Raw genomic sequence first — 17,760 nt, 5'->3', positions numbered from 1 at the left:
AAGAGTTATGTCCCTATTGGCCGTCCGCTTCGGACAGGCCCGCCTCGACCTGGTACGCCGCCCGTGCCCCGCCGTCGCCGAGCGCCACCTGGTCCGGCACCAGCAGCCGGTACGCCAGATCCCGCCCGGCCTGCGGCAGCAGCGCCAGCAGCCGGGTCAGCGGGTCCAGCCGGCCCGGCACGAAGACCTCGAACCGGGGACGGCGGATCACCCGCTCCACCGCCGCGGCCACGTCGGCCGGACGCAGCCGCGGCACCGAGCCGTGGCTCGTACCCAGCGCCAGCTCCGTCTCCACCACCGACGGCATGACCAGGCTGACGTGTACGCCGGTGCCGCGCAGCTCCTGGCGGACGGCCGCGGCGTACCCGTACACCGCGTGCTTGGTGGCGGCGTAGGTCGCCTCCCCCGGCGGGCTGATCCGGCTGGCCGCCGACGCGACGGTGACGACCTGCCCGCGACCACGGGCGCGCATACGCGGCACGGCGGCCAGGAAGCCGTGCCGGACGCCGTGCACGTTGACGTCGAACTGCCGCCGCGCGGCCCGCTCCGGCTCCGCCCCGAACGGGCCCACCCACATCACGCCCGCGTTGTTGACCAGCACGTCCACCGGCCCGTACGCCTGCTCGGCGGCGTCCAGGAACGCGTCCACGGAGTCCTGCTCGGTGACGTCGAGCCCGACCGCGCGCGACTCACCCGGCAGCGCCGCGGCCGTCGCCTCCGCCGCCGCGAGGTCGAGGTCACCGAGCACCACGCGCGCGCCCGCTCCGGCCAGCCGCGCGGCCACCGCCGCGCCGATCCCCCGGGCCGCCCCGGTCACCGCCACCGTCAGCCCGGCCACGTCCCGTCCCACTGCCGCACTCCCCTCGCCCATGTGGTCGCAGACCCTACCGTCCGCCAAGCACTCCACCCGCCCGCCCGATCGCCCCGCCCGCGCCGCACCCCGCCACGCCCCGGCATGATCGTTCGATTTGCCTGGCACATGGGCGTATCTCGTGCCGTCATACGCCCATGTGCCAGGCAAGTCGGATGACCTTGGGCGGGGCGCGGCGCTCCGTCGGGTCAGGAGTGTTGATCTGGGGACTTCACAGGTGGTGGGTGAGCGGGCACGATGGGTGCCATGCCTGAGGGGGGACGGCTGGCCCGCGCACGCGAGCTGGTGCGCCGACTCGACTTCCCGGCTGCCCGGCAACTGCTCCGGGACCAGCTCGCGCTCGCGCACCAGGACCCGCGCCACGCCGACGCGGCCGAGGCCGACACCGCCGCGCTGTACGCCGGCGTGCTGCTGCACCTGGGCGAGCCGCACGCGGCCCGCAGCTGGGCCGCGTACGCCCACGCCGCCGCGCAGGCGCTGCACGGCGACCTGGACCGGCGCACCCTGCACGCGCTCGGCGTGCTGGCGGTCTGCCTGCACCGCACCGGTGCGCTGGACCGGGCGGCCGACGTCTACGACGACCTGATCCGCGACCTGTCGCGGGCCGACGGACCCGACGCCGACCGCACGCTGGCCGCCCGCGCGGACGCGGCCGTGGTCGAGCACGCCCGCGGCAGCTGCGCCGACGGGCGCCGCCACCTCGCCGAGGCGCTCGCCGCGCACGTGTCCCGGCACGGCCCGGGACATCCGGTCAACGTACGCATGACCGTCCGGCTGGCCGGGATGTGGCGCGACTGCGGCGACCTCGACCGGGCGCACGAGCTGCTGGAGCAGGCCCGCGAGGAGTCCGCCTGGCTGCCCGCCGACGACGACACGCACCGGCTGCTGCAGGCCGCCACGGGGGCCGCGGCCGACGCCGAGCACCGCTGCGGCACGCCCCCGCCGGAGGAGCAGCGCCTGCGGGCTGCCGACCCCGGGCCGGGCGTGCTGCCGGTGCTGGTGCCCCACCCGGACGACCTCATCCCGGGGCCGCACCACACCGGCCCTGGCCCCGCCGGGGACGCCGGCGAGTGGCCCGACGACGAGATCTTCGAGCGGTACGACGACCCCGCGCGCATCCGCCGCACCCGTCAGGCCCCGTTGTCCCCCGACGCCGGGGACGCATCCGGCCACCACCCCGCGACGGGCGGCGCACCCTCCACCGGCAGCCGGCCCGACCGGCACACGCCTCCGGCCGGCGACTGGCCGGAGCAGCACGGGATGCGCGACCGCACGTGGCCGGAGCAGCGCACGGCACGCGACGGCGGCCCGCCGGAGGGGAGCGGTCCGACCGTCGGGTTCGGCGGGCAGCAGGTGCCGGTGGTGTATCCGGACCGGACCGGCCGGTCCGCGCCGAGCAGGCAGGATCTGCCGTTCCCGGTGCCGACCACGCCCCCGCCGGGCCTGCGCACGTCGTACTCCCCGCCCGTGCGCAGGCGGCGCGGCGCGGGGGCGGCGGCGCTGGCCGTGTGCGCGGCGCTGGTCGCCATCACCGCGCTGGTAGGCGCGTTCCTGCTGGCCGACGGGTCCGATCCGGACGCCGAGCCGACGCCGCCCGCCGCCGCCACCTCGGTGCCGCCGCCGTCGGCGCCCCCGGCCGCGACCGGGCTGACCCTCGCCGACGAGGGCGAGAAGCTGCGCGTCAGCTGGCAGTACCCGGCCGGGGTGGCCGCGGCGGTGGTGCTGTCGGCGGCCCCGGCCGGTGAGCCGATGCGCGCCATGCAGTCGCTGCCCGCCGGGACGGAGACGTTCACGCTGCCCGGCCTCAGCCCACGGCGTGACTACTGCGTCACCGTCACCCTCGTGTACAGCGCCGAGCAGACCGTGATGTCACCGCCGGTGTGCACCGATCGCGGGCGGTCCCCCGCGGCCCGCCCCTGATCCGCCCACCGTTACCGCACCGCACGCGCCGCCGCCGAGGCGGCCAGCTCGCGCAGCCACAGGCTCTCCCGCTTGCGCCGCTCCATGAGGGCCAGCACCGCGGGCGGCAGCGCGCCGTGCCGCAACTGCTGGGCGACGAGCCCGGCCAGCGTCATCACCGGCAGGTCGTAGGAGCTGTCCACCGCGAACGTGAGCAGCTCGGCGACCAGGTCCGGCGGCAGGTCCGGCGGCAGCAGCGGGCACACCGCGCCGAGCACGCTGTCCACCGGCCAGCCGCCGTGCGCGCGGCGCTGCCGCAGGAGCGCCCGCACCAGCGCCGTCAGCTGCGGGCGGGGCAGCGCGGCCACCGGCTCCAGCAGCGGCCGCAGCCCCGCGCCTCCCCCGGCGCGGCGCGCGGCCACCAGCCCGGCCGCGGCGGCGTCCAGGTCACCGCTCGTGATCCAGGCCGTGACCTGGTCGGCGTGTTCGGCATAGGTCACCGGCCGGGACATCTGCCACCCGCCCGGATCGGCACTCCACCCGGCACCCCGCACCGGTCACCCGGCGGCTCTCCGTGCTCGGCAAGACAGTCCACAATGGTCGGCATCGTCATGCCGGCGGAGTCTAGGCAGGGGGACCGACAAACACGGATCCGCCGACCCCGGCGGGACCGGGATCGGCGGATCGAGGTGCGGAAACGGCTCAGCCGGCGCGGCGGTTCGCCCACAGCCGGGGCCCGTGGCCCTGGCTCTTCTTGGGCGCGAACGCCTGCTTGCCGTACGCCTGCTGCTGGCCGGACTGCTTGCCCTTGGCGCGCCGCTCGGCGCGGTTCATCGGCTGCTGCTCGGCCTCGGCGGTCTCGTCCGGCGCGGGCTGCTCCGAGCTGTGATCTTCACGCATGAGTGTCTCCTACGGATGCGGCACGCCGACAGCCGCCGTCGCGGGCAGGGCGTGGGGAAAAGACGGATCAGGCGCGCGGCCCTCGACGGGGCGGCGCGGCACGCTCGCCGCGCACGTCGAGCGGCGCGGGCGTGGGGATCACGCTCAGATGTACATGCGCAGGAGCCTAGCAGGCCCCACGATGATCCGCACCTGCGAAACGGCCCACCCGTGGCCGAGGCGCCCGCCATGCCGGGGGAACGGCATGGCGGGCGTTCGATCACGCCGGAGCGGCGATCAGACGCGGGTCAGCTTGACCGCGTCCGCGATGACGTAGCCGGAGGTGCTGGTCCAGCGGCTGACGCCGACGGCGTTGTAGTCGCCCGCGGCCAGGGTGAACGTGCCGAGGGTGACCCATTTACCGCCGTTGGCCTGCTGGTTCACCTGGACGGTGGTGTTGCCGCCGGTGGTCACGACGACGTACGGCGTGGACGTGTTGTACCCCGCCACGGCCGGATACCAGACCTCGACCCGGTAGCTCGCGGTCGCCGGCACGGCGAACTTGTACCAGGCGGCGTCCGACACGGCCTGCGGGTTGGCGTACCGGTAGTCGGCGCCGTACCGCTGCGCCGAGTAGCTCGACGTGCCCCAGTTGGCCGAGGCGGTGAACCGGCCCGCGGTGGTGTTGTCGACGGTCTGCGTCCACGACGGCGGCGTGGTCCCGTTGACCAGCTGCATGAAGTACGTCCAGTTCCACCGCGAACCGGGGTCGGTGTGGGTGGCGCCGGGGACCTCGTTGTGGCCGATGATGTGGGCGCGGTCGCGCGGGATGCCGTACTTGCTGGTCACGCTGCGCACGATGGCCGCCGACGCCTGGTACATCGCCTCGGTGTACCAGCCGTCCTGCTCGACGTAGCCCTCGTGCTCGATGCCGATCGACTGGGTGTTGTACGTCCAGTTGCCGGCGTGCCAGGCCACGTCGGCCTCGCGCACCATCTGCGTCACGGCGCCGCCCTTGGAGACGACGTAGTGGGCGCTGACCTGAGCGGCCGGGTTCTGGAACCAGTTGATCGCGCTGCTGTACGAGCCCTGGATGGTGTGGATCACCACGTAGTTGATGTTGTAGTCGGACTCGCGGCTGGCGTTGGTGTAGTTGCTGGTGCTGGCCGGCACCCAGGCCGCCGGGCCGTAGTCGGTGCTGGCCTGCGCGGCGGTGGGCACGGCCAGCAGCGTGCCGAGCGTCAGCGCGACGCCGCCGCCGAACGCCGCGGCACGGCGCAGCAGAGGTGACAGGGTGGCCACCATGGAGGTCCTCCCGGGGTAAGAGGGACTGGTGGCCTGACATTAATGAGAATGCATCGATTCCGTCGAGAACCTACAAGTAACAACTAGACGACGAAACTTAGCTACGTCCTAAGCCGAGGGTTAAGAAGGGCACCTTCTACCACGCATAGCGTGCTGAGCCGCTGCTCGTCTCGCTGACGCGATCCGACGAAGGTGCCCCTCCTTTCAGTGGGTGCGGCGGTGGAGGAGGTCGAAGATGTGGCGGCCGGCGGCGACGCCGCGCTGCTCGAACTTGGTGACCGGGCGGTGCGCGGGGCGGGGGGCGAAGCCGTCGTGCAGGTTGGCCAGGCCGTCGGCGGCGGCGAGCACCTCGGCCATCTGCTCGGCGTAGTCGGCCCAGTCGGTCGCGCAGTGCAGGATGCCGCCCACGGCCAGGCGCGAGCGGATCAGCGCCACGTTGTCCGGCTGGATCAGGCGGCGCTTGTGGTGGCGCGCCTTGGGCCACGGGTCGGGGAAGTAGACGTGCACGGCGGCGAGGGAGTCCGGGGCGATCATGTGCCGGAGCAGGTGCAGCGCGTCGCCCTGGGCGACCCGCACGTTCGTCAGCCCGCGCTCCTCGACCACGGCCAGCAGGTTGCCCAGGCCGGGCGGGAAGACCTCGACCGCCAGGTAGTCGCGGCCCGGGTCGGCCGCGGCCATGGCCACGGTGGCGTCGCCCATGCCGGAGCCGATCTCCAGCACCAGCGGCGCGCTGCGGCCGAACAGATCCGCCGGGTCCAGCGGTGGGTACGGGTCGGCGATGGTGACCCCGTACGTCGGCCACAGCCTGGTCAGCGCGTCCTCGTGCCGCCCGCTCACCCGCCCGCGACGGGGGTAGAAGGTGGTGATGCGCGTCATGTGGCGGCCGTCTTCGCGCGTGCCGGCCAGGTCAGAGGTGGTCACAAGACAGTCAGGATACAGCGACGGCCCCCCGCGCCTGCCGGGCGCGAGGGGCCGCACGGACCGCGTCAGGTCACTTGACGAGCGGCTGGCCCTGCTTGTCGTCGAACTTGCCGATCAGGATCATGATGAAGTCGATGAACGTCCAGATGCCGAAGGCGCCGAGCGTGATCAGCTGCAGGATGCCGGTGCCGATCTTGCCGGTGTAGAAGCGGTGCACGCCCAGGGTGCCCAGGAAGATGCAGAGCAGCAGGGTGACGAGCCAGGACTTGCCGGTGGTGGCCGGAGCGGTGGTCACAGTCGTTTTCCTTCGGATCAAGAGGTGTAACCGATCACCGAGCCGTGATCGGCGAGTTCGGACCGTAACAACAGTCACCCCTGGTAACAACCGTCACTCGGGCACACCGTCCTGGCTTGACGGTTGATCAGCAGACGCGGTCGACCGGTATCCGGGCGACGGAGGCGGCGCCGGCGGGCAGCTGCTGCACGACCCCGCCCCTGGTCCAGAAGTCCGCCGCGTCGACCTGCTTGCGCAGCTGCTTGTCCTGCTCAGGGGTCGCCACGATCACCTCCAGGGTGCGCACGCCCATCTTCGCGTCGGCGGCCACCTCCTTGCGGCCGAGCGGGATACCCCACGCGACCCAGCGGCCGCCGTCGCGCACGATCTCCCCCACGTACGGGAAGTGCGCGTTGGTGCCGCCGCCGGTCACGAAGATCCAGAGCTTGCCGCCGTCGTACGCGGGCTGCCACTGCCCCGTCAGGTTGACCTGATACCCGACGGCGAGCGCAGAGCCGACCGACCCGTACTGGTCGACGTCCACGTCGAGGACCAGGCAGTCGGTGCCCGGACCGGCCCACGGCACCGACGACGGCGAGGGCGGCGCCGACGGCGACGGCGACGCGGTGTGGCCTGCCGAGGCGCCAGGCGTGGCAGCGGACGTCGCGGCGGCCGGGACGTCGTCTTTGAACAGCACCGGGACCAGCGCCGTGACGAGCGCCGCGAGCACCGCGCCGCCCGCGCCCAGACCGGCCACCGTCAGCGCGGTGCGCCGATCCGCCTCGGCCCTGTCCGGAGGCGGCACTCGGCGGCGGCTCGCCCGGGCGGCGCGCAACTGCGCGACGAGCACGGCGAGCGCCCCGAGGAGGAGCACGGCCACGATGCCGGGCACGCCGACCATGAGGAAACCGAAATAGGCGGCACAGACGACCACGATCGCGGCCCCGGCATAGGGGACGATCGTGCGCGGGGAGGCAGGATTGGTCACAGGCCACTATCGATCGCTTTCGTCACCGAGCGCAATGGTCCGACTCATCGGAGTGACGACACTTCCGGAGTGATCCGGCGGCACCCGCCGGAGTGATCCGGCGATGACCGGATGCGCGCGCCGGGCCGACCGGTTACCATCGTGCCAACCGAGCGATGCCGAAGGAGGAGCCATGACCCACGCGCTCTCCGCATCGTTCGTCGTACGCGTAGCCGACTCGGGCCGCGCGTAGTCATCCTTCGATCACCGCGCCCCGGCGCGCGGTGGTCGAACCCGGCCTCCCCCTCGCGTACGGGCGCCTGTTCCCCGAGGTGAGGTCATGAGCCTTCCGGACAAGCCGACCATCGACGGTCTCCCTGACAAGTGGGCGCAGCGCTGGGAAGAACAGCGCGTGTACCGCTTCGACCGCGACGCGCCACGTGAGCGCGTGTTCGCCATCGACACCCCGCCCCCGACGGCCAGCGGCGAGCTGCACGTGGGGCACGTGTTCTCGTACACCCAGACCGACGTCATCGCCCGTTTCCAGCGCATGCGGGGCCGGGCCGTGTTCTACCCGATGGGGTGGGACGACAACGGCCTGCCCACCGAGCGCCGGGTGCAGCAGTTCTACGGGGTGCGCTGCGACCCGTCGCTGCCCTACGACCCGCACTTCACCCCGCCGGAGAAGCCGGGCAAGGCCCAGGTGCCGATCTCGCGGCGCAACTTCATCGAGCTGTGCGAACGTCTGACCGCCCGCGACGAGGAGGCGTTCGAGCAGGTGTGGCGGCTGGTGGGGCTGTCGGTGGACTGGTCGCTGCTCTACACCACCATCGGCACGCGGGCCCGCGCCGTGTCGCAGCGCGCCTTCCTGCGTGCGCTGGAGCGCGGCGAGGCGTATCCGGCGCAGGCGCCGACGCTGTGGGACACCACGTTCCGGACCGCGGTGGCCCAGGCGGAGCTGGAGGACCGGGAACGGCCGGGGGCATACCACCGGCTGGCCTTCCACCCCGACGGGACCGCACCGATCATCGTGGCCACGCAGAGTCAGCCGGTGGTCGTGGCGACCACGCGCCCGGAGCTGCTGCCCGCCTGCGTGGCGCTGGTGGCGCACCCCGACGACGAGCGCTACCGGCCGCTGTTCGGCAGCACGGTGCGCACGCCGCTGTTCGGGGCGCGGGTGCCGGTGCTGCCGCACCGCCTGGCCGACCCGGCCAAGGGCACCGGCATCGCCATGGTGTGCACCTTCGGCGACACCACCGACGTGATCTGGTGGCGCGAGCTGGACCTGCCCACCCGTCCGGTGCTCGGCTTCGACGGCCGCTTCCGGCCCGACGCGCCCGACGGGCTGTCCGAGACCGGCCGCGAGCTGTATGGACAGCTCGCCGGGGCCACCGTGCACACCGGGCGGGAGCGGGTGACCGCGCTGCTGCGCGAGCACGGCGAGCTGCTCGGCGAACCCGAGCCGATCACCCACCCGGTGAAGTTCTACGAGCGCGGCGACAAGCCGCTGGAGATCGTGTCGACCCGGCAGTGGTACATCCGCAACGGCGGGCGCGACGCCGCGCTACGCGAGCACCTGCTCGCCCGCGGACGCGAGCTGGCCTGGCAGCCGCCGCACATGCGCACCCGATACGAGCACTGGGTGCACGGCCTCGCCGGAGACTGGCTGATCAGTCGCCAGCGCTTCTTCGGCGTGCCCATCCCGGTGTGGTATCCGCTGGACGCCGACGGGCAGCCCCTGCACGACCGCCCGATCACCCCGGCCGAGGAGGCGCTGCCGATCGACCCCAGCTCCGACGCCCCGCCCGGCTACACCGAGGATCAACGCGGGCGGCCCGGCGGCTTCACCGGCGACCCGGACGTGATGGACACCTGGGCCACCTCCTCGCTCACCCCGCAGATCGCGGGTGGCTGGGGCTTCGACGACGCCCTCTTCGCCAAGGTGTTCCCGATGGACCTGCGGCCGCAGTCCCACGAGATCATCCGTACCTGGCTGTTCGCGACGGTGCTGCGCGCCCACACCGAGCACGGCACGCTGCCCTGGCGCACCGCCGCCATCGCGGGCTGGATCCTCGACCCCGACCGCAAGAAGATGTCCAAATCGGTCGGCAACGTGGTGACGCCGCTGGGGCTGCTGCGGGAGTACGGCTCCGACGCGGTGCGCTACTGGGCCGCCGCCGCCCGGCCCGGCGCCGACACGGCCTTCGACACCGGGCAGATGCGGGTGGGGCGGCGGCTCGCCATGAAGATCCTCAACGCCACCCGGTTCGTGCTCGGGCTCGGCGCGCCCGGCCCGGCCGCCGCGGTGACCGAGCCGCTGGACCGTGCCCTGCTCGCCGCGCTCCGCCCCGTGATCGACGAGGCGGCGAACGCGCTGGAGCAGTACGACGCCGGCCGTGCCCTGGACACCGCGGAGCGCTTCTTCTGGCTGTTCTGCGACGACTACCTGGAGCTGGTGAAGCAGCGCGCGTACGGGCAGCACGGCGACGCGGCCGCCGACTCGGCGCGGCTGGCGCTGCGCACCGCCCTGTCGGTGCTGCTGCGCCTGCTCGCCCCGGTGCTGCCGTTCGTGACCGAGGAGGCCTGGTCCTGGTGGCAGCCCGGCTCGATCCACCGTGCCCCGTGGCCGTCCCCGTCCGACCTGGACGGCCACGCCGGTGACCCCGCCCTGCTGACCGCCGCGACCGAGGCGATCGAGGCGGTGCGCCGGGCCAAGTCCGCCGCCAAGGTGTCCATGCGCACGCCCGTGCCCCTGCTCACCGCCCCCGACGACGCCTACTTCCCGCTCATCGAGCGAGACATCCGCGACGCCGGCGTGATCGAGTCCGTCACCCGCCACCCCCACCCCACCTACCTCGCCCACCTGTGAAGGAAGGGCACCTTCTTATCGCTATCCGTAGTAGAAGGTGCCCTTCTTAACGCACCCAGTGAGGGCGGGCGGGGCGGGTGGTCTGTTGATCGCGATCTCGTGTCAAAAGGTGGGGCTGGACCGCACTTTGTGACACGAGACCGCGATCAACGCGGCCGATCCGGAGCCGGACCTGCGGGCGAACCACGGCCGGCCCCGGGGCGGGCCGGGTCAGTACGGGTACGCGCGGGTCTCGGTGGCCTTCACCGCGGCCCAGACCTCCGTCCCGGGGAGCAGGCCGAGGGAGGCCGCGGCGGCGGGGGTGATCTCGGCGGCGGCGTGGATCGGGCCGCCCAGCTCGACGCGCAGGTGGTCGCCGTGCGGCAGCACCCCGACCACCGTCGCCGCCCACGTGTTCCGGGGGCTGCCCGCGGGCCGCTGCGGATACAGCGCCACGGCCGAGGGCGGGAACGCGAGGAACGCCTCACCGTGCACCTCGTCGTCGGCGACCATGGTGAACCCGCCGTCCAGGGTGACGTCGTGCCCGGCCGCCCGGCCGCGGTAGAGGTTCAGCCCGACGAGGCGGGCCACGTACTCCGTGCGCGGGCGCGCGGTGACCGTGGCGGCGTCGCCCTCCTGCACGATGCGCCCGTCCTCGATGATCACCAGCCGGTCCGCGAGCACCAGCGCGTCCAGCGGATCGTGCGTGATCAGCAGGGTCGCGCCCTCGTGCGCGCGCAGGTCGTGGTGCAGCCGGGCGCGCGTCTCCATCCGGGTCCGCGCGTCCAGCGCGGCCAGCGGCTCGTCCAGCAGGAGCAGATCAGGGTGTACGGCCAGCGCCCGCGCCAGCGCCACCCGCTGCGCCTGCCCTCCGGACAGCTGCCGGGGGCGCCGCGCGGCGTACTCCGCCAGCCCGAAGCGCTCCAGCCAGCGCTGCGCCTCGGCGCGGGCGGCGCGGCGGCCGTCGCCCCGGGAGCGGGGCCCGAAGGCGACGTTCTCGAGCGCGGACAGGTGCGGGAAGAGCAGGTGGTCCTGGAACACCACGCCGACGCGGCGGCGCTCGGGCGGCACGTACACGTCGGCCGCCGGGTCGTCGAGGAGCACCTCGCCCAGGCGCAGCCGCCCGCCGTGCAGCGGCAGCAGCCCGGCCAGGGCACGCAGCGCGGTGGTCTTGCCCGCGCCGTTGGGCCCGAGCAGCGCGACGACCTCGCCCGGTCCGGCGGTGAGCGCCACGTCCAGCCGGAACCGGGGCCGCTCGACCACGAGGTGCGCGCTGAGCAGCGCTCGCTCGGCGGGCCACCCGCCCACCAGGGTCACGGGATCGGCGCGCGGCCCCGGCGGATCAGTCACGTTCGACGACCACGTTGGTGGACTTGATGACGGCGACCGCGACGCTGCCGATGTCGAGGCCCAGCTCGTCGACGGCCTCGCGGCTCATCAGCGACACCACCCGGAACGGCCCAGCCTGGATGTCGACCTGCGCCATGACGGTGTCCTTGACGATGGCGGTGACGATGCCGCGCATCCGGTTGCGGGCCGAGGAGCGGTCCGCGCGGCCGTCGGGGTCGTCGGCCCGCGCGCGGGCGTACGCCGCCAGGTCTCCCCCGGCCACCACCCGATGCCCGTGCTCGTCGCGGCGGGCGGGCAGCCGCCCGGAGTCGACGAGCCGGCGCACCGTGTCGGCGCTGACGCCCAGCAGCTCCGCGGCCTCGCCGATCCGGAATGCGGTCATGCGCCGAATCTACCCCTCGCATCTGCGACGGCCCGGCGTCCTTGGCCCGACCCCGGCCCGCCGGGCTCGATCATCGCGCGATCTTGGACGCGCGGCCGCGACCCACCCCGTGGTCGCGGCCGCGCGGAGCCCGTCCAGGTCAGGCCTGGCGAACGGCCTCGCCCTCGATCTCGATCTTCAGCGTCTTGCCGAGCATCATGCCGCCGGTCTCCAGCGCCTGGTTCCAGGTCACGTTGAAGTCCTCGCGGTCGATCTCGGTGGTCGCGCTGAAGCCGATGACCTCCTGGCCGTACGGGCTCTTCTGCACGCCACCGAACTCGAGCTCCAGCTCGACGCGCTTGGTGACGTCCTTGATGGTCAGGTCGCCGACGAGGATGAAGTTCTCGCCGGACACCGCGCGCAGGCCGGTGCTGCGGAAGCTCAGCTCCGGGTACTTCTCGGCCTCCAGGAAGTCGCCGGTGCGCAGGTGGTTGTCGCGGTCGGCGACGCCGGTGTCGATGCTGGCCGCCTGGATCACGGCGTTGACCGAAGAGTCCAGCGGCTCCTCCGCGATGACGATCTCACCGGCCACGTCCTTGAACGCGCCGCGCACCTTGCTCACCACCAGGTGCCGGATGACGAACCCGACCCGCGTGTGGGCGGCGTCGAGCACGAAGGTGCCGGCGGTGGGGATGGTGAGACCGTGCCAGGTACGGGTGTTCGTGGTCATGACGATGTCCTCCAGGTTCGTGGCGGAAGCCTTTACGTGATGGTTCAACTATACGCGCCGCAACGATATTTCCACCTCATGGCCCGGAACTTTTCCGGCGTGTCGGACGCGACGGTGCGGCTTCTGCGAGGATTGCGTGACATATAGGCAACTGCGGGGGCGCCCACAGTCATGCACCACGTGAACCACTTCTACGGCCACGCCGCGATCCTGGGCGCGTGGTGCGGGCTGACCGACCCGCAACCGCGGGTGCGCGGCTACCTGCAGCACGGCTGGAACATCGGGGACGGCTGGGAGCTGCACGCCCGCATCGAGGGACACGACCCGCTGCTGGTGTGGTCCGAGCAGACCCGCCGCCGCGCCTGGTCACTGGGCCGCCGCAACGTGTTCGTGCTGGGCGCGCCGTGGGCGTACCTGCTGCGGATGGCGCCCGAGAAGCCCGCCGCGCGCGCCGGGACCGTGTTCTATCCCTTCCACGGCTGGGAGAAGCAGGAGGTGCTCGGCGACCACCGGCGGCTCGTGGACACCATCCGCGCGGTGGAGACCGAGCCGGTCACCATCTGCCTGCACTGGAACGAGTACACCGCACCCCGGGTCCGCGACGTGTACGAGCGGGCCGGGTTCGAGGTCGTCTGCCACGGCCGGCGCGGCTGGGGGCGGCGCGACGGCGACCCGGACTTCCTGCACCGCCAGCTCGCCACGCTGCGCCGGCACCGGCGGGTGGCGTCCAACCGGCTGTCCACCGCGGTCCTCTACGGCATCACCGCGGGCTGCGAACCCGCCGTGTACGGCGACCCGATGACGCTGGACGGCGAGGACCAGACCATGGGCGGCGCCGAGCGGGTCCGCCGCCAGTGGGCGCCGCTGCACGGCGAGCAGGTGGACCTGGCCACCGCCCGCGCGATCGCCCACGACGAGCTGGGCCTGGCCCACCTCGCCTCCCCCGCCGAGCTGCGCGCGCTGCTCGGCTGGCCGGAGCCGCCCGGCGCGGACGCCCCGCCCGGCCTTCCGGCGCGCGCCACGACGGCCGACGCCCGGCCCGCCACGCTGGTCACGACAGTGAAGGAGGCGGCGTGAGCACGGTCGAACGCGATCGCCCGGCCACTGCGGGGACGGTGGCGCGGACCCCGGTGGAGATGCCGCACTGGTCCGATCTCACCGGCCCGCCGGGCCCGTGCGGCGGCCGTGCCGCTGCGGCGCTGCTGGCCCGCGCCGTGCCACCGCAAGCCCGGGTGCTGGTCGCCGGGCCGCACGACCCGGCCCTCGTCGCCGGGCTCCCCGTGCCGCCCGAACGGATCACCTGGCTGCTGCGCTCCCGCCAGGACGCCGTCGACGCGGCGCGGGCCGTCGGCGCGGAGGTGGTCTGCGGCGGGCCGGAGGCGGTCGCCGGGCGCGCGTACGACGTGATCGTGGCCCTGGACGGGCTGGACCGGGTCGTGTCGGCCGAGGGTCCGCAGCCGGGCTGGGTGCCGGCACTCGACGCGCTCGCGGCCCTGCTCACGCCGGGCGGGCTGCTGCTGCTCGGCGTGGCCAACCCGCTGGGCGTACACGAGCTGACCGCGCTGACGCCCACTCCCCACGAGGCGGCCGACCGGCACTGGCACGCGCCCGCCGCCGCCGATCCCGAGCGGCCCGGCAGCCCGGACCGGCTGCGCGCGGTGCTGGCCCGCGACGGCCTGACGATGCGCCGCCTGTGGCTGGGCTACCCCGACCCGCTCGCCCCCGCGTTGCTGCTCGACCCGGAGGCCTGCGGCCCCGACGCGCCCGGGGGTATGGGCGCGGCGGTGGACCTCGCGCTCGCGGGCGCCTGGGCGGGCAGGGACGGAGCAGCGGTGCTCAGTGACCCGCACGCCCTCGCGGCCGACGCGCTCGCCAACGGGCTGGGCCCGGCCTTCGCCCCGCTGTGGCTGGTGGCGGCCGTACGGCCGAGCACCACGGTGCCGCAGGCCGACGCATCCGCCGGACCAGGCATCCCGGAAGGTGCCCTCGCAACTTCTGGGATGCATCCCGGCCACGGACCGATGCCGGAGAGCGGTGAGCGGCCGGCCGCCCGTCCGGGCGCGGTGTTGCCGGAGCTGATCCATGCCGAGCCCGCCACGGGGCCATATGCGGTGACCTGGACCTTCACGGGAGGCGAGCGCGCTGCCGGCACATCGGCCGCCCCGGACGGCGAGCTGTTCGGGATCACGCGGGACGTCGCGGCGGCGGCGGGACCTGTACCTGCCGGGCCCGGGTTCGAGCGGGTGCTGCGGGACGCGTGCCGCCGCCGGGACACGCCACGTGCGCGCGCGCTGCTGACGGCGTACGCGGACTGGCTGCGCGGCCACGCCGACGAGCAGGGGGAGGTCGCCGGGGCCTACGCGTGCGCGGGTCTGGACGGGCTGGCGCTGTCGCCCGGCGGCCCGGCCGTGCTCGACCCGTCGTGGTCGGCAGGAGCACGGCCGTTCCCGGTGGTGCTGGCGCGCACCCTGCACCGGTTCGCGGAGCGGCTGCTGATCAGCGGTGCCGTGCACCCGTGGCCCAGCACGCTGGACGCCGCTGAACTGACGCCGGTCCTGATCGGCGCGGCCGGGGACCGGCCGGACCCGGCCGCGGTGACCGCCGCGGTGGAGTTCGACGCGGACCTGCGGGCCGCCGCGGCGGGGCTGGATCAGGCCGGGCGGGACCGGCTGGCGCGGCGGGCCGCCGCGGTCGGCACCGGCACCGCGCCCGACGTCGCCGCGTATCGGGAGCTGCTGCTGGCCGACCGGCGGCTGCGCGGCGAGCTGGCGCACACGCGCGGGGTGGCGGCCCGCGCGGAGCAGCAGCGGCGGGCCGCCGAGGAGGCGGCACGGGCCGCGCGGCAGACCGTCGCGCAGCTGAAGGGCTCGGCGAGCTTCCGGCTGGGCCGGGCGCTGCTCGCCCCGGCCCGCTGGGCACGCGGGGCGGCCCGGCGGCTCCGCCGCAGGTAGGTGGATATGCCCAGCTCAAGTGCGATGTATCCCACAAAACCTGGCAGATCGGCGATCTCCGGGCAGGCTTGAGCATCCCCGCCTCCTCCCCCGAAGGTGCCGTGATGCCGCAGCTCACCCGGATGACCCGTCTCACTCTGGTGGCCGTGGTCGCCGGGGCGGTCGTCGCCGCCGGGGCCATGCCCGCCGCGGCGCTGGCCAACTGGGCCGTGGAGCAGTCCGCGCCGGCGTACGACGAGCTGCCGGAGGTGCTCAAGCACCCGACCACGGCGCAGGCGAGCTACCTGTACGCCAACGACGGCAAGACCGTGGTCACCACCTTCTACGACGAGAACCGGCGCGACGTGACCCTGGCCGAGGTGGCCCCGGTCGCGGCGCAGGCCGTGGTCGCGGCCGAGGACGCGCGCTTCTACTCGCACCACGGCGTCGACCTCAAGGGCGTGCTGCGCGCGGTGGTCGCCAACGGCACCAGCGGCGGCGTCTCCCAGGGCGCCTCGACGCTGACCATGCAGTACGTGCGCAACGTGCTCAAGGGCGACCCGTCGCTGTCGCCGGAGGAGCGGGCGGCCGCCACCGAGCAGTCCGCCACCCGCAAGATCCGTGAGGCGCGGTACGCGCTGGCGGTGGAGAAGCAGCTCACCAAGGAGCAGATCCTCGAGCGCTACCTGAACATCGCGTACTTCGGCGCCGGGGCGTACGGCATCTACGCCGCCTCGCACACGTACTTCTCGAAGGACCCGGCGAAGCTGACCCTGGGCGAGGGATCGCTGCTGGCCGGGCTGCTGCAGTCGCCCGAGGCGGACAACCCGCTGACCGGCGACGAGAAGCAGGCGCTCGGCCGGCGCGAGTACGTGCTGGCCGCGATGACCGGCACCGGCGCGATCACGCAGGCGCAGGCCGACGCGGCGCGCGCGGTCACCCCGAAGTTCAAGCGCGGCGCCAGCCCCAACGACTGCACCGCCTCGCGCGCGGGCTGGGGCTTCTTCTGCGACTACTTCCGCAGCTGGTGGCGGGACCAGAGCGCGTTCGGCGACACCGCCGAGCAGCGCGAGCAGGCGCTGCGGCAGGGCGGCTACCGCATCGTCACCACGCTGGACCCGAAGCTGCAGAACGCGGCCCAGCAGCAGGTCACCAAGGTGTACGGGTACGCGAACAAGCGCGCCCTGCCGATGGCCGTGGTGCAGCCGGGCACCGGCAAGGTGCTGGCGCTGGCGGTCAACCGGCACTACAGCGCCGCGGCCGGCGCCGGCAACACCATGAACCAGCTCGTCGCGGGCGGCGGCAGCGTCTACGGCTACCAGGCCGGCTCGACGTTCAAGATGTTCACCATGCTCGCCGCGCTGGAGGCCGGCAAGACGCTGGACACCACTTTCGACTCGCCGTCGCGGCTGAAGACGATCTGGCCGGAGCCGAAGGACAGCCCGGTCAGCTGCGACGGCTACTGGTGCCCGAAGAACGACAACAGCTCCTGGATGGACGGCAGGCGCAACATGTGGACCGGTTTCGGCCGGTCGGTGAACACGTACTTCGTGTGGCTGGAGCAGGAGACCGGCGCGGACAAGACCATCGAGATGGCGCAGCGCCTCGGGGTGAAGTTCCGCCACCCGAACGATGCCGAGCACGCCGCGACCGACGCGGCCGGCTGGGGCTCGTTCGTGCTGGGCGCCTCGCTGACCACCCCGCTGGACCTCGCGAACGCGTACGCGACGCTGGCCGCCGACGGCCGCTACTGCACGCCGCAGCCGGTGGAGTCGGTGACCGACGCCGCGGGCCGCGCGCTGGACGTGGTCCACCCCGGCTGCGGCCAGGCGCTCGACCCGGAGGTGGCCCGCGCGGCGACCGACGCGGCGCGCTGCCCGGTCGGCCAGAGCGGCGCCTTCGGCCGCTGCGACGGCGGCACCGCGACCGCCGTGTCCGGGCTGCTCGGCGGCCGTCCCGTCGCGGGCAAGACCGGTAGCTCGCAGGACAACATGACGGAGACGTTCGCGGCGTTCACCCCGCAGCTCGCGGCGGCGGCGATCGCGGCCAACCCGGACAGCCACGCCGACGCGGTGGGCGCCGCGGTGCTGCCGAAGGTGTACCGGGCGGTCGCGCAGACGCTGGCCACCGGCTCGGAGGGGCTGGAGGTCAAGGACTTCCCGGCCCCGTCGCAGGAACGGGCGTTCGCCCCGCGCCAGCAGGAGCCCGAGGAGAAGCCGAAGCCTGACGAGTCCCGCGACGACCGTGAGCGCGACAACGACAACCGCCGCGGCAACGACGGCGACCACTCGGGCAACGGCAACGACAACCGCGGTGACGACGGCTCCGGCGACGACGGCGGCTCGGAGGACGAGGGCGGCTCCGGCGGCCGGGACGACAGCGGCAGCCGCTTCCGCCTGCCGTTCGGCATCGGCGGCTGACCAGC

At 73.9% G+C, this 17,760-nt stretch carries 14 protein-coding genes and 1 pseudogene; 5 read left to right on the top strand and 10 right to left on the bottom strand.

The features are described 5' to 3' along the window. Positions 1 to 13: 13 nt before the first annotated feature. Entirely contained in the window at positions 14 to 850 is an 837-nt protein-coding gene (locus CS0771_RS17970) for an SDR family NAD(P)-dependent oxidoreductase (protein WP_212842060.1), read from the bottom strand. Between the two features lie 267 nt (positions 851 to 1,117). Between CS0771_RS17970 and CS0771_RS17965 the strand changes: the two genes are divergently transcribed. Further along, the gene (locus CS0771_RS17965; protein ID WP_212842059.1) at positions 1,118 to 2,791 is read left to right on the top strand and encodes a tetratricopeptide repeat protein; all 1,674 of its coding nucleotides are present in this window, start codon (positions 1,118 to 1,120) and stop codon (positions 2,789 to 2,791) included. Between the two features lie 11 nt (positions 2,792 to 2,802). On the opposite strand, the gene CS0771_RS17960 is transcribed toward CS0771_RS17965, so the two are convergent. The 6 genes from CS0771_RS17960 to CS0771_RS17935 all read right to left on the bottom strand — a co-directional run bounded on the left by CS0771_RS17960 (position 2,803) and on the right by CS0771_RS17935 (position 7,137). Next, positions 2,803 to 3,282, bottom strand: coding sequence for a hypothetical protein (locus CS0771_RS17960; RefSeq protein ID WP_212842058.1), 480 nt, complete (start codon positions 3,280 to 3,282; stop codon positions 2,803 to 2,805). 190 nt (positions 3,283 to 3,472) lie between these two features. Continuing rightward, a complete protein-coding gene (locus tag CS0771_RS17955) occupies positions 3,473 to 3,670 on the bottom strand; it encodes a hypothetical protein (protein WP_203751558.1) in 198 nt (65 codons plus the stop codon). Positions 3,671 to 3,946: 276 nt separating this feature from the next. Then, the gene (locus tag CS0771_RS17950) at positions 3,947 to 4,954 is read right to left on the bottom strand and encodes an N-acetylmuramoyl-L-alanine amidase (RefSeq protein ID WP_212842057.1); all 1,008 of its coding nucleotides are present in this window, start codon (positions 4,952 to 4,954) and stop codon (positions 3,947 to 3,949) included. A 204-nt stretch (positions 4,955 to 5,158) separates the two neighbouring features. Further along, positions 5,159 to 5,830: a tRNA (guanosine(46)-N7)-methyltransferase TrmB gene (gene trmB / locus CS0771_RS17945; RefSeq protein ID WP_212845896.1), complete on the bottom strand. Its 672-nt coding sequence runs from the start codon at positions 5,828 to 5,830 to the stop codon at positions 5,159 to 5,161. Positions 5,831 to 5,945: 115 nt separating this feature from the next. Continuing rightward, the gene (locus tag CS0771_RS17940) at positions 5,946 to 6,170 is read right to left on the bottom strand and encodes a TM2 domain-containing protein (protein ID WP_212842056.1); all 225 of its coding nucleotides are present in this window, start codon (positions 6,168 to 6,170) and stop codon (positions 5,946 to 5,948) included. Positions 6,171 to 6,297: 127 nt separating this feature from the next. Beyond that, positions 6,298 to 7,137 carry a hypothetical protein gene (locus tag CS0771_RS17935; protein WP_212842055.1) on the bottom strand — a complete coding sequence of 280 codons (840 nt, stop codon included), beginning with the start codon at positions 7,135 to 7,137 and terminating at the stop codon, positions 6,298 to 6,300. A 319-nt stretch (positions 7,138 to 7,456) separates the two neighbouring features. Between CS0771_RS17935 and valS the strand changes: the two genes are divergently transcribed. Beyond that, a complete protein-coding gene (gene valS, locus CS0771_RS17930) occupies positions 7,457 to 9,985 on the top strand; it encodes a valine--tRNA ligase (protein ID WP_212842054.1) in 2,529 nt (842 codons plus the stop codon). Between the two features lie 210 nt (positions 9,986 to 10,195). On the opposite strand, the gene CS0771_RS17925 is transcribed toward valS, so the two are convergent. The 3 genes and pseudogenes from CS0771_RS17925 to CS0771_RS17915 all read right to left on the bottom strand — a co-directional run bounded on the left by CS0771_RS17925 (position 10,196) and on the right by CS0771_RS17915 (position 12,405). After that, positions 10,196 to 11,272, bottom strand: a complete 1,077-nt coding sequence (locus CS0771_RS17925; RefSeq protein WP_212845895.1) for an ABC transporter ATP-binding protein — start codon at positions 11,270 to 11,272, stop codon at positions 10,196 to 10,198. Between the two features lie 6 nt (positions 11,273 to 11,278). Then, positions 11,279 to 11,696 (bottom strand): annotated as a pseudogene (locus CS0771_RS17920) (molybdopterin-binding protein); the annotation flags it as partial. A 139-nt stretch (positions 11,697 to 11,835) separates the two neighbouring features. Next, complete coding sequence (locus CS0771_RS17915) at positions 11,836 to 12,405, bottom strand: YceI family protein (RefSeq protein WP_212842053.1); 570 nt, start codon at positions 12,403 to 12,405, stop codon at positions 11,836 to 11,838. Positions 12,406 to 12,576: 171 nt separating this feature from the next. Here CS0771_RS17915 and CS0771_RS17910 point away from each other — a divergent pair, with 171 nt between their 5' ends. The 3 genes from CS0771_RS17910 to CS0771_RS17900 all read left to right on the top strand — a co-directional run bounded on the left by CS0771_RS17910 (position 12,577) and on the right by CS0771_RS17900 (position 17,755). After that, positions 12,577 to 13,482: a hypothetical protein gene (locus CS0771_RS17910; protein ID WP_244870863.1), complete on the top strand. Its 906-nt coding sequence runs from the start codon at positions 12,577 to 12,579 to the stop codon at positions 13,480 to 13,482. Next, a complete protein-coding gene (locus CS0771_RS17905) occupies positions 13,479 to 15,356 on the top strand; it encodes a class I SAM-dependent methyltransferase (RefSeq protein ID WP_212842052.1) in 1,878 nt (625 codons plus the stop codon). Before CS0771_RS17910 ends, CS0771_RS17905 begins: the two co-directional genes overlap by 4 nt. A 104-nt stretch (positions 15,357 to 15,460) precedes the next feature. Beyond that, a complete protein-coding gene (locus tag CS0771_RS17900; protein ID WP_212842051.1) occupies positions 15,461 to 17,755 on the top strand; it encodes a transglycosylase domain-containing protein in 2,295 nt (764 codons plus the stop codon). The last annotated feature ends 5 nt before the right edge of the window (positions 17,756 to 17,760 follow it).

The organism is Catellatospora sp. IY07-71 (assembly GCF_018326265.1).
Classification (GTDB): Bacteria; Actinomycetota; Actinomycetes; order Mycobacteriales; family Micromonosporaceae; genus Catellatospora.
This window is presented reverse-complemented; position numbering and strand designations above follow the sequence as displayed.

What these genes read in the sequence shown, in the direction of transcription:
- CS0771_RS17915 (WP_212842053.1), bottom strand. Translation starts at nt 12,405, where the DNA reads ATGACCACGAACACCCGTACCTGGCACGGTCTCACCATCCCCACCGCC.
- trmB (WP_212845896.1), bottom strand. Translation starts at nt 5,830, where the DNA reads ATGACGCGCATCACCACCTTCTACCCCCGTCGCGGGCGGGTGAGCGGG.
- valS (WP_212842054.1), top strand. Translation starts at nt 7,457, where the DNA reads ATGAGCCTTCCGGACAAGCCGACCATCGACGGTCTCCCTGACAAGTGG.
- CS0771_RS17960 (WP_212842058.1), bottom strand. Translation starts at nt 3,282, where the DNA reads ATGTCCCGGCCGGTGACCTATGCCGAACACGCCGACCAGGTCACGGCC.
- CS0771_RS17955 (WP_203751558.1), bottom strand. Translation starts at nt 3,670, where the DNA reads ATGCGTGAAGATCACAGCTCGGAGCAGCCCGCGCCGGACGAGACCGCC.
- CS0771_RS17900 (WP_212842051.1), top strand. Translation starts at nt 15,461, where the DNA reads ATGCCGCAGCTCACCCGGATGACCCGTCTCACTCTGGTGGCCGTGGTC.
- CS0771_RS17950 (WP_212842057.1), bottom strand. Translation starts at nt 4,954, where the DNA reads ATGGTGGCCACCCTGTCACCTCTGCTGCGCCGTGCCGCGGCGTTCGGC.
- CS0771_RS17910 (WP_244870863.1), top strand. Translation starts at nt 12,577, where the DNA reads ATGCACCACGTGAACCACTTCTACGGCCACGCCGCGATCCTGGGCGCG.
- CS0771_RS17965 (WP_212842059.1), top strand. Translation starts at nt 1,118, where the DNA reads ATGCCTGAGGGGGGACGGCTGGCCCGCGCACGCGAGCTGGTGCGCCGA.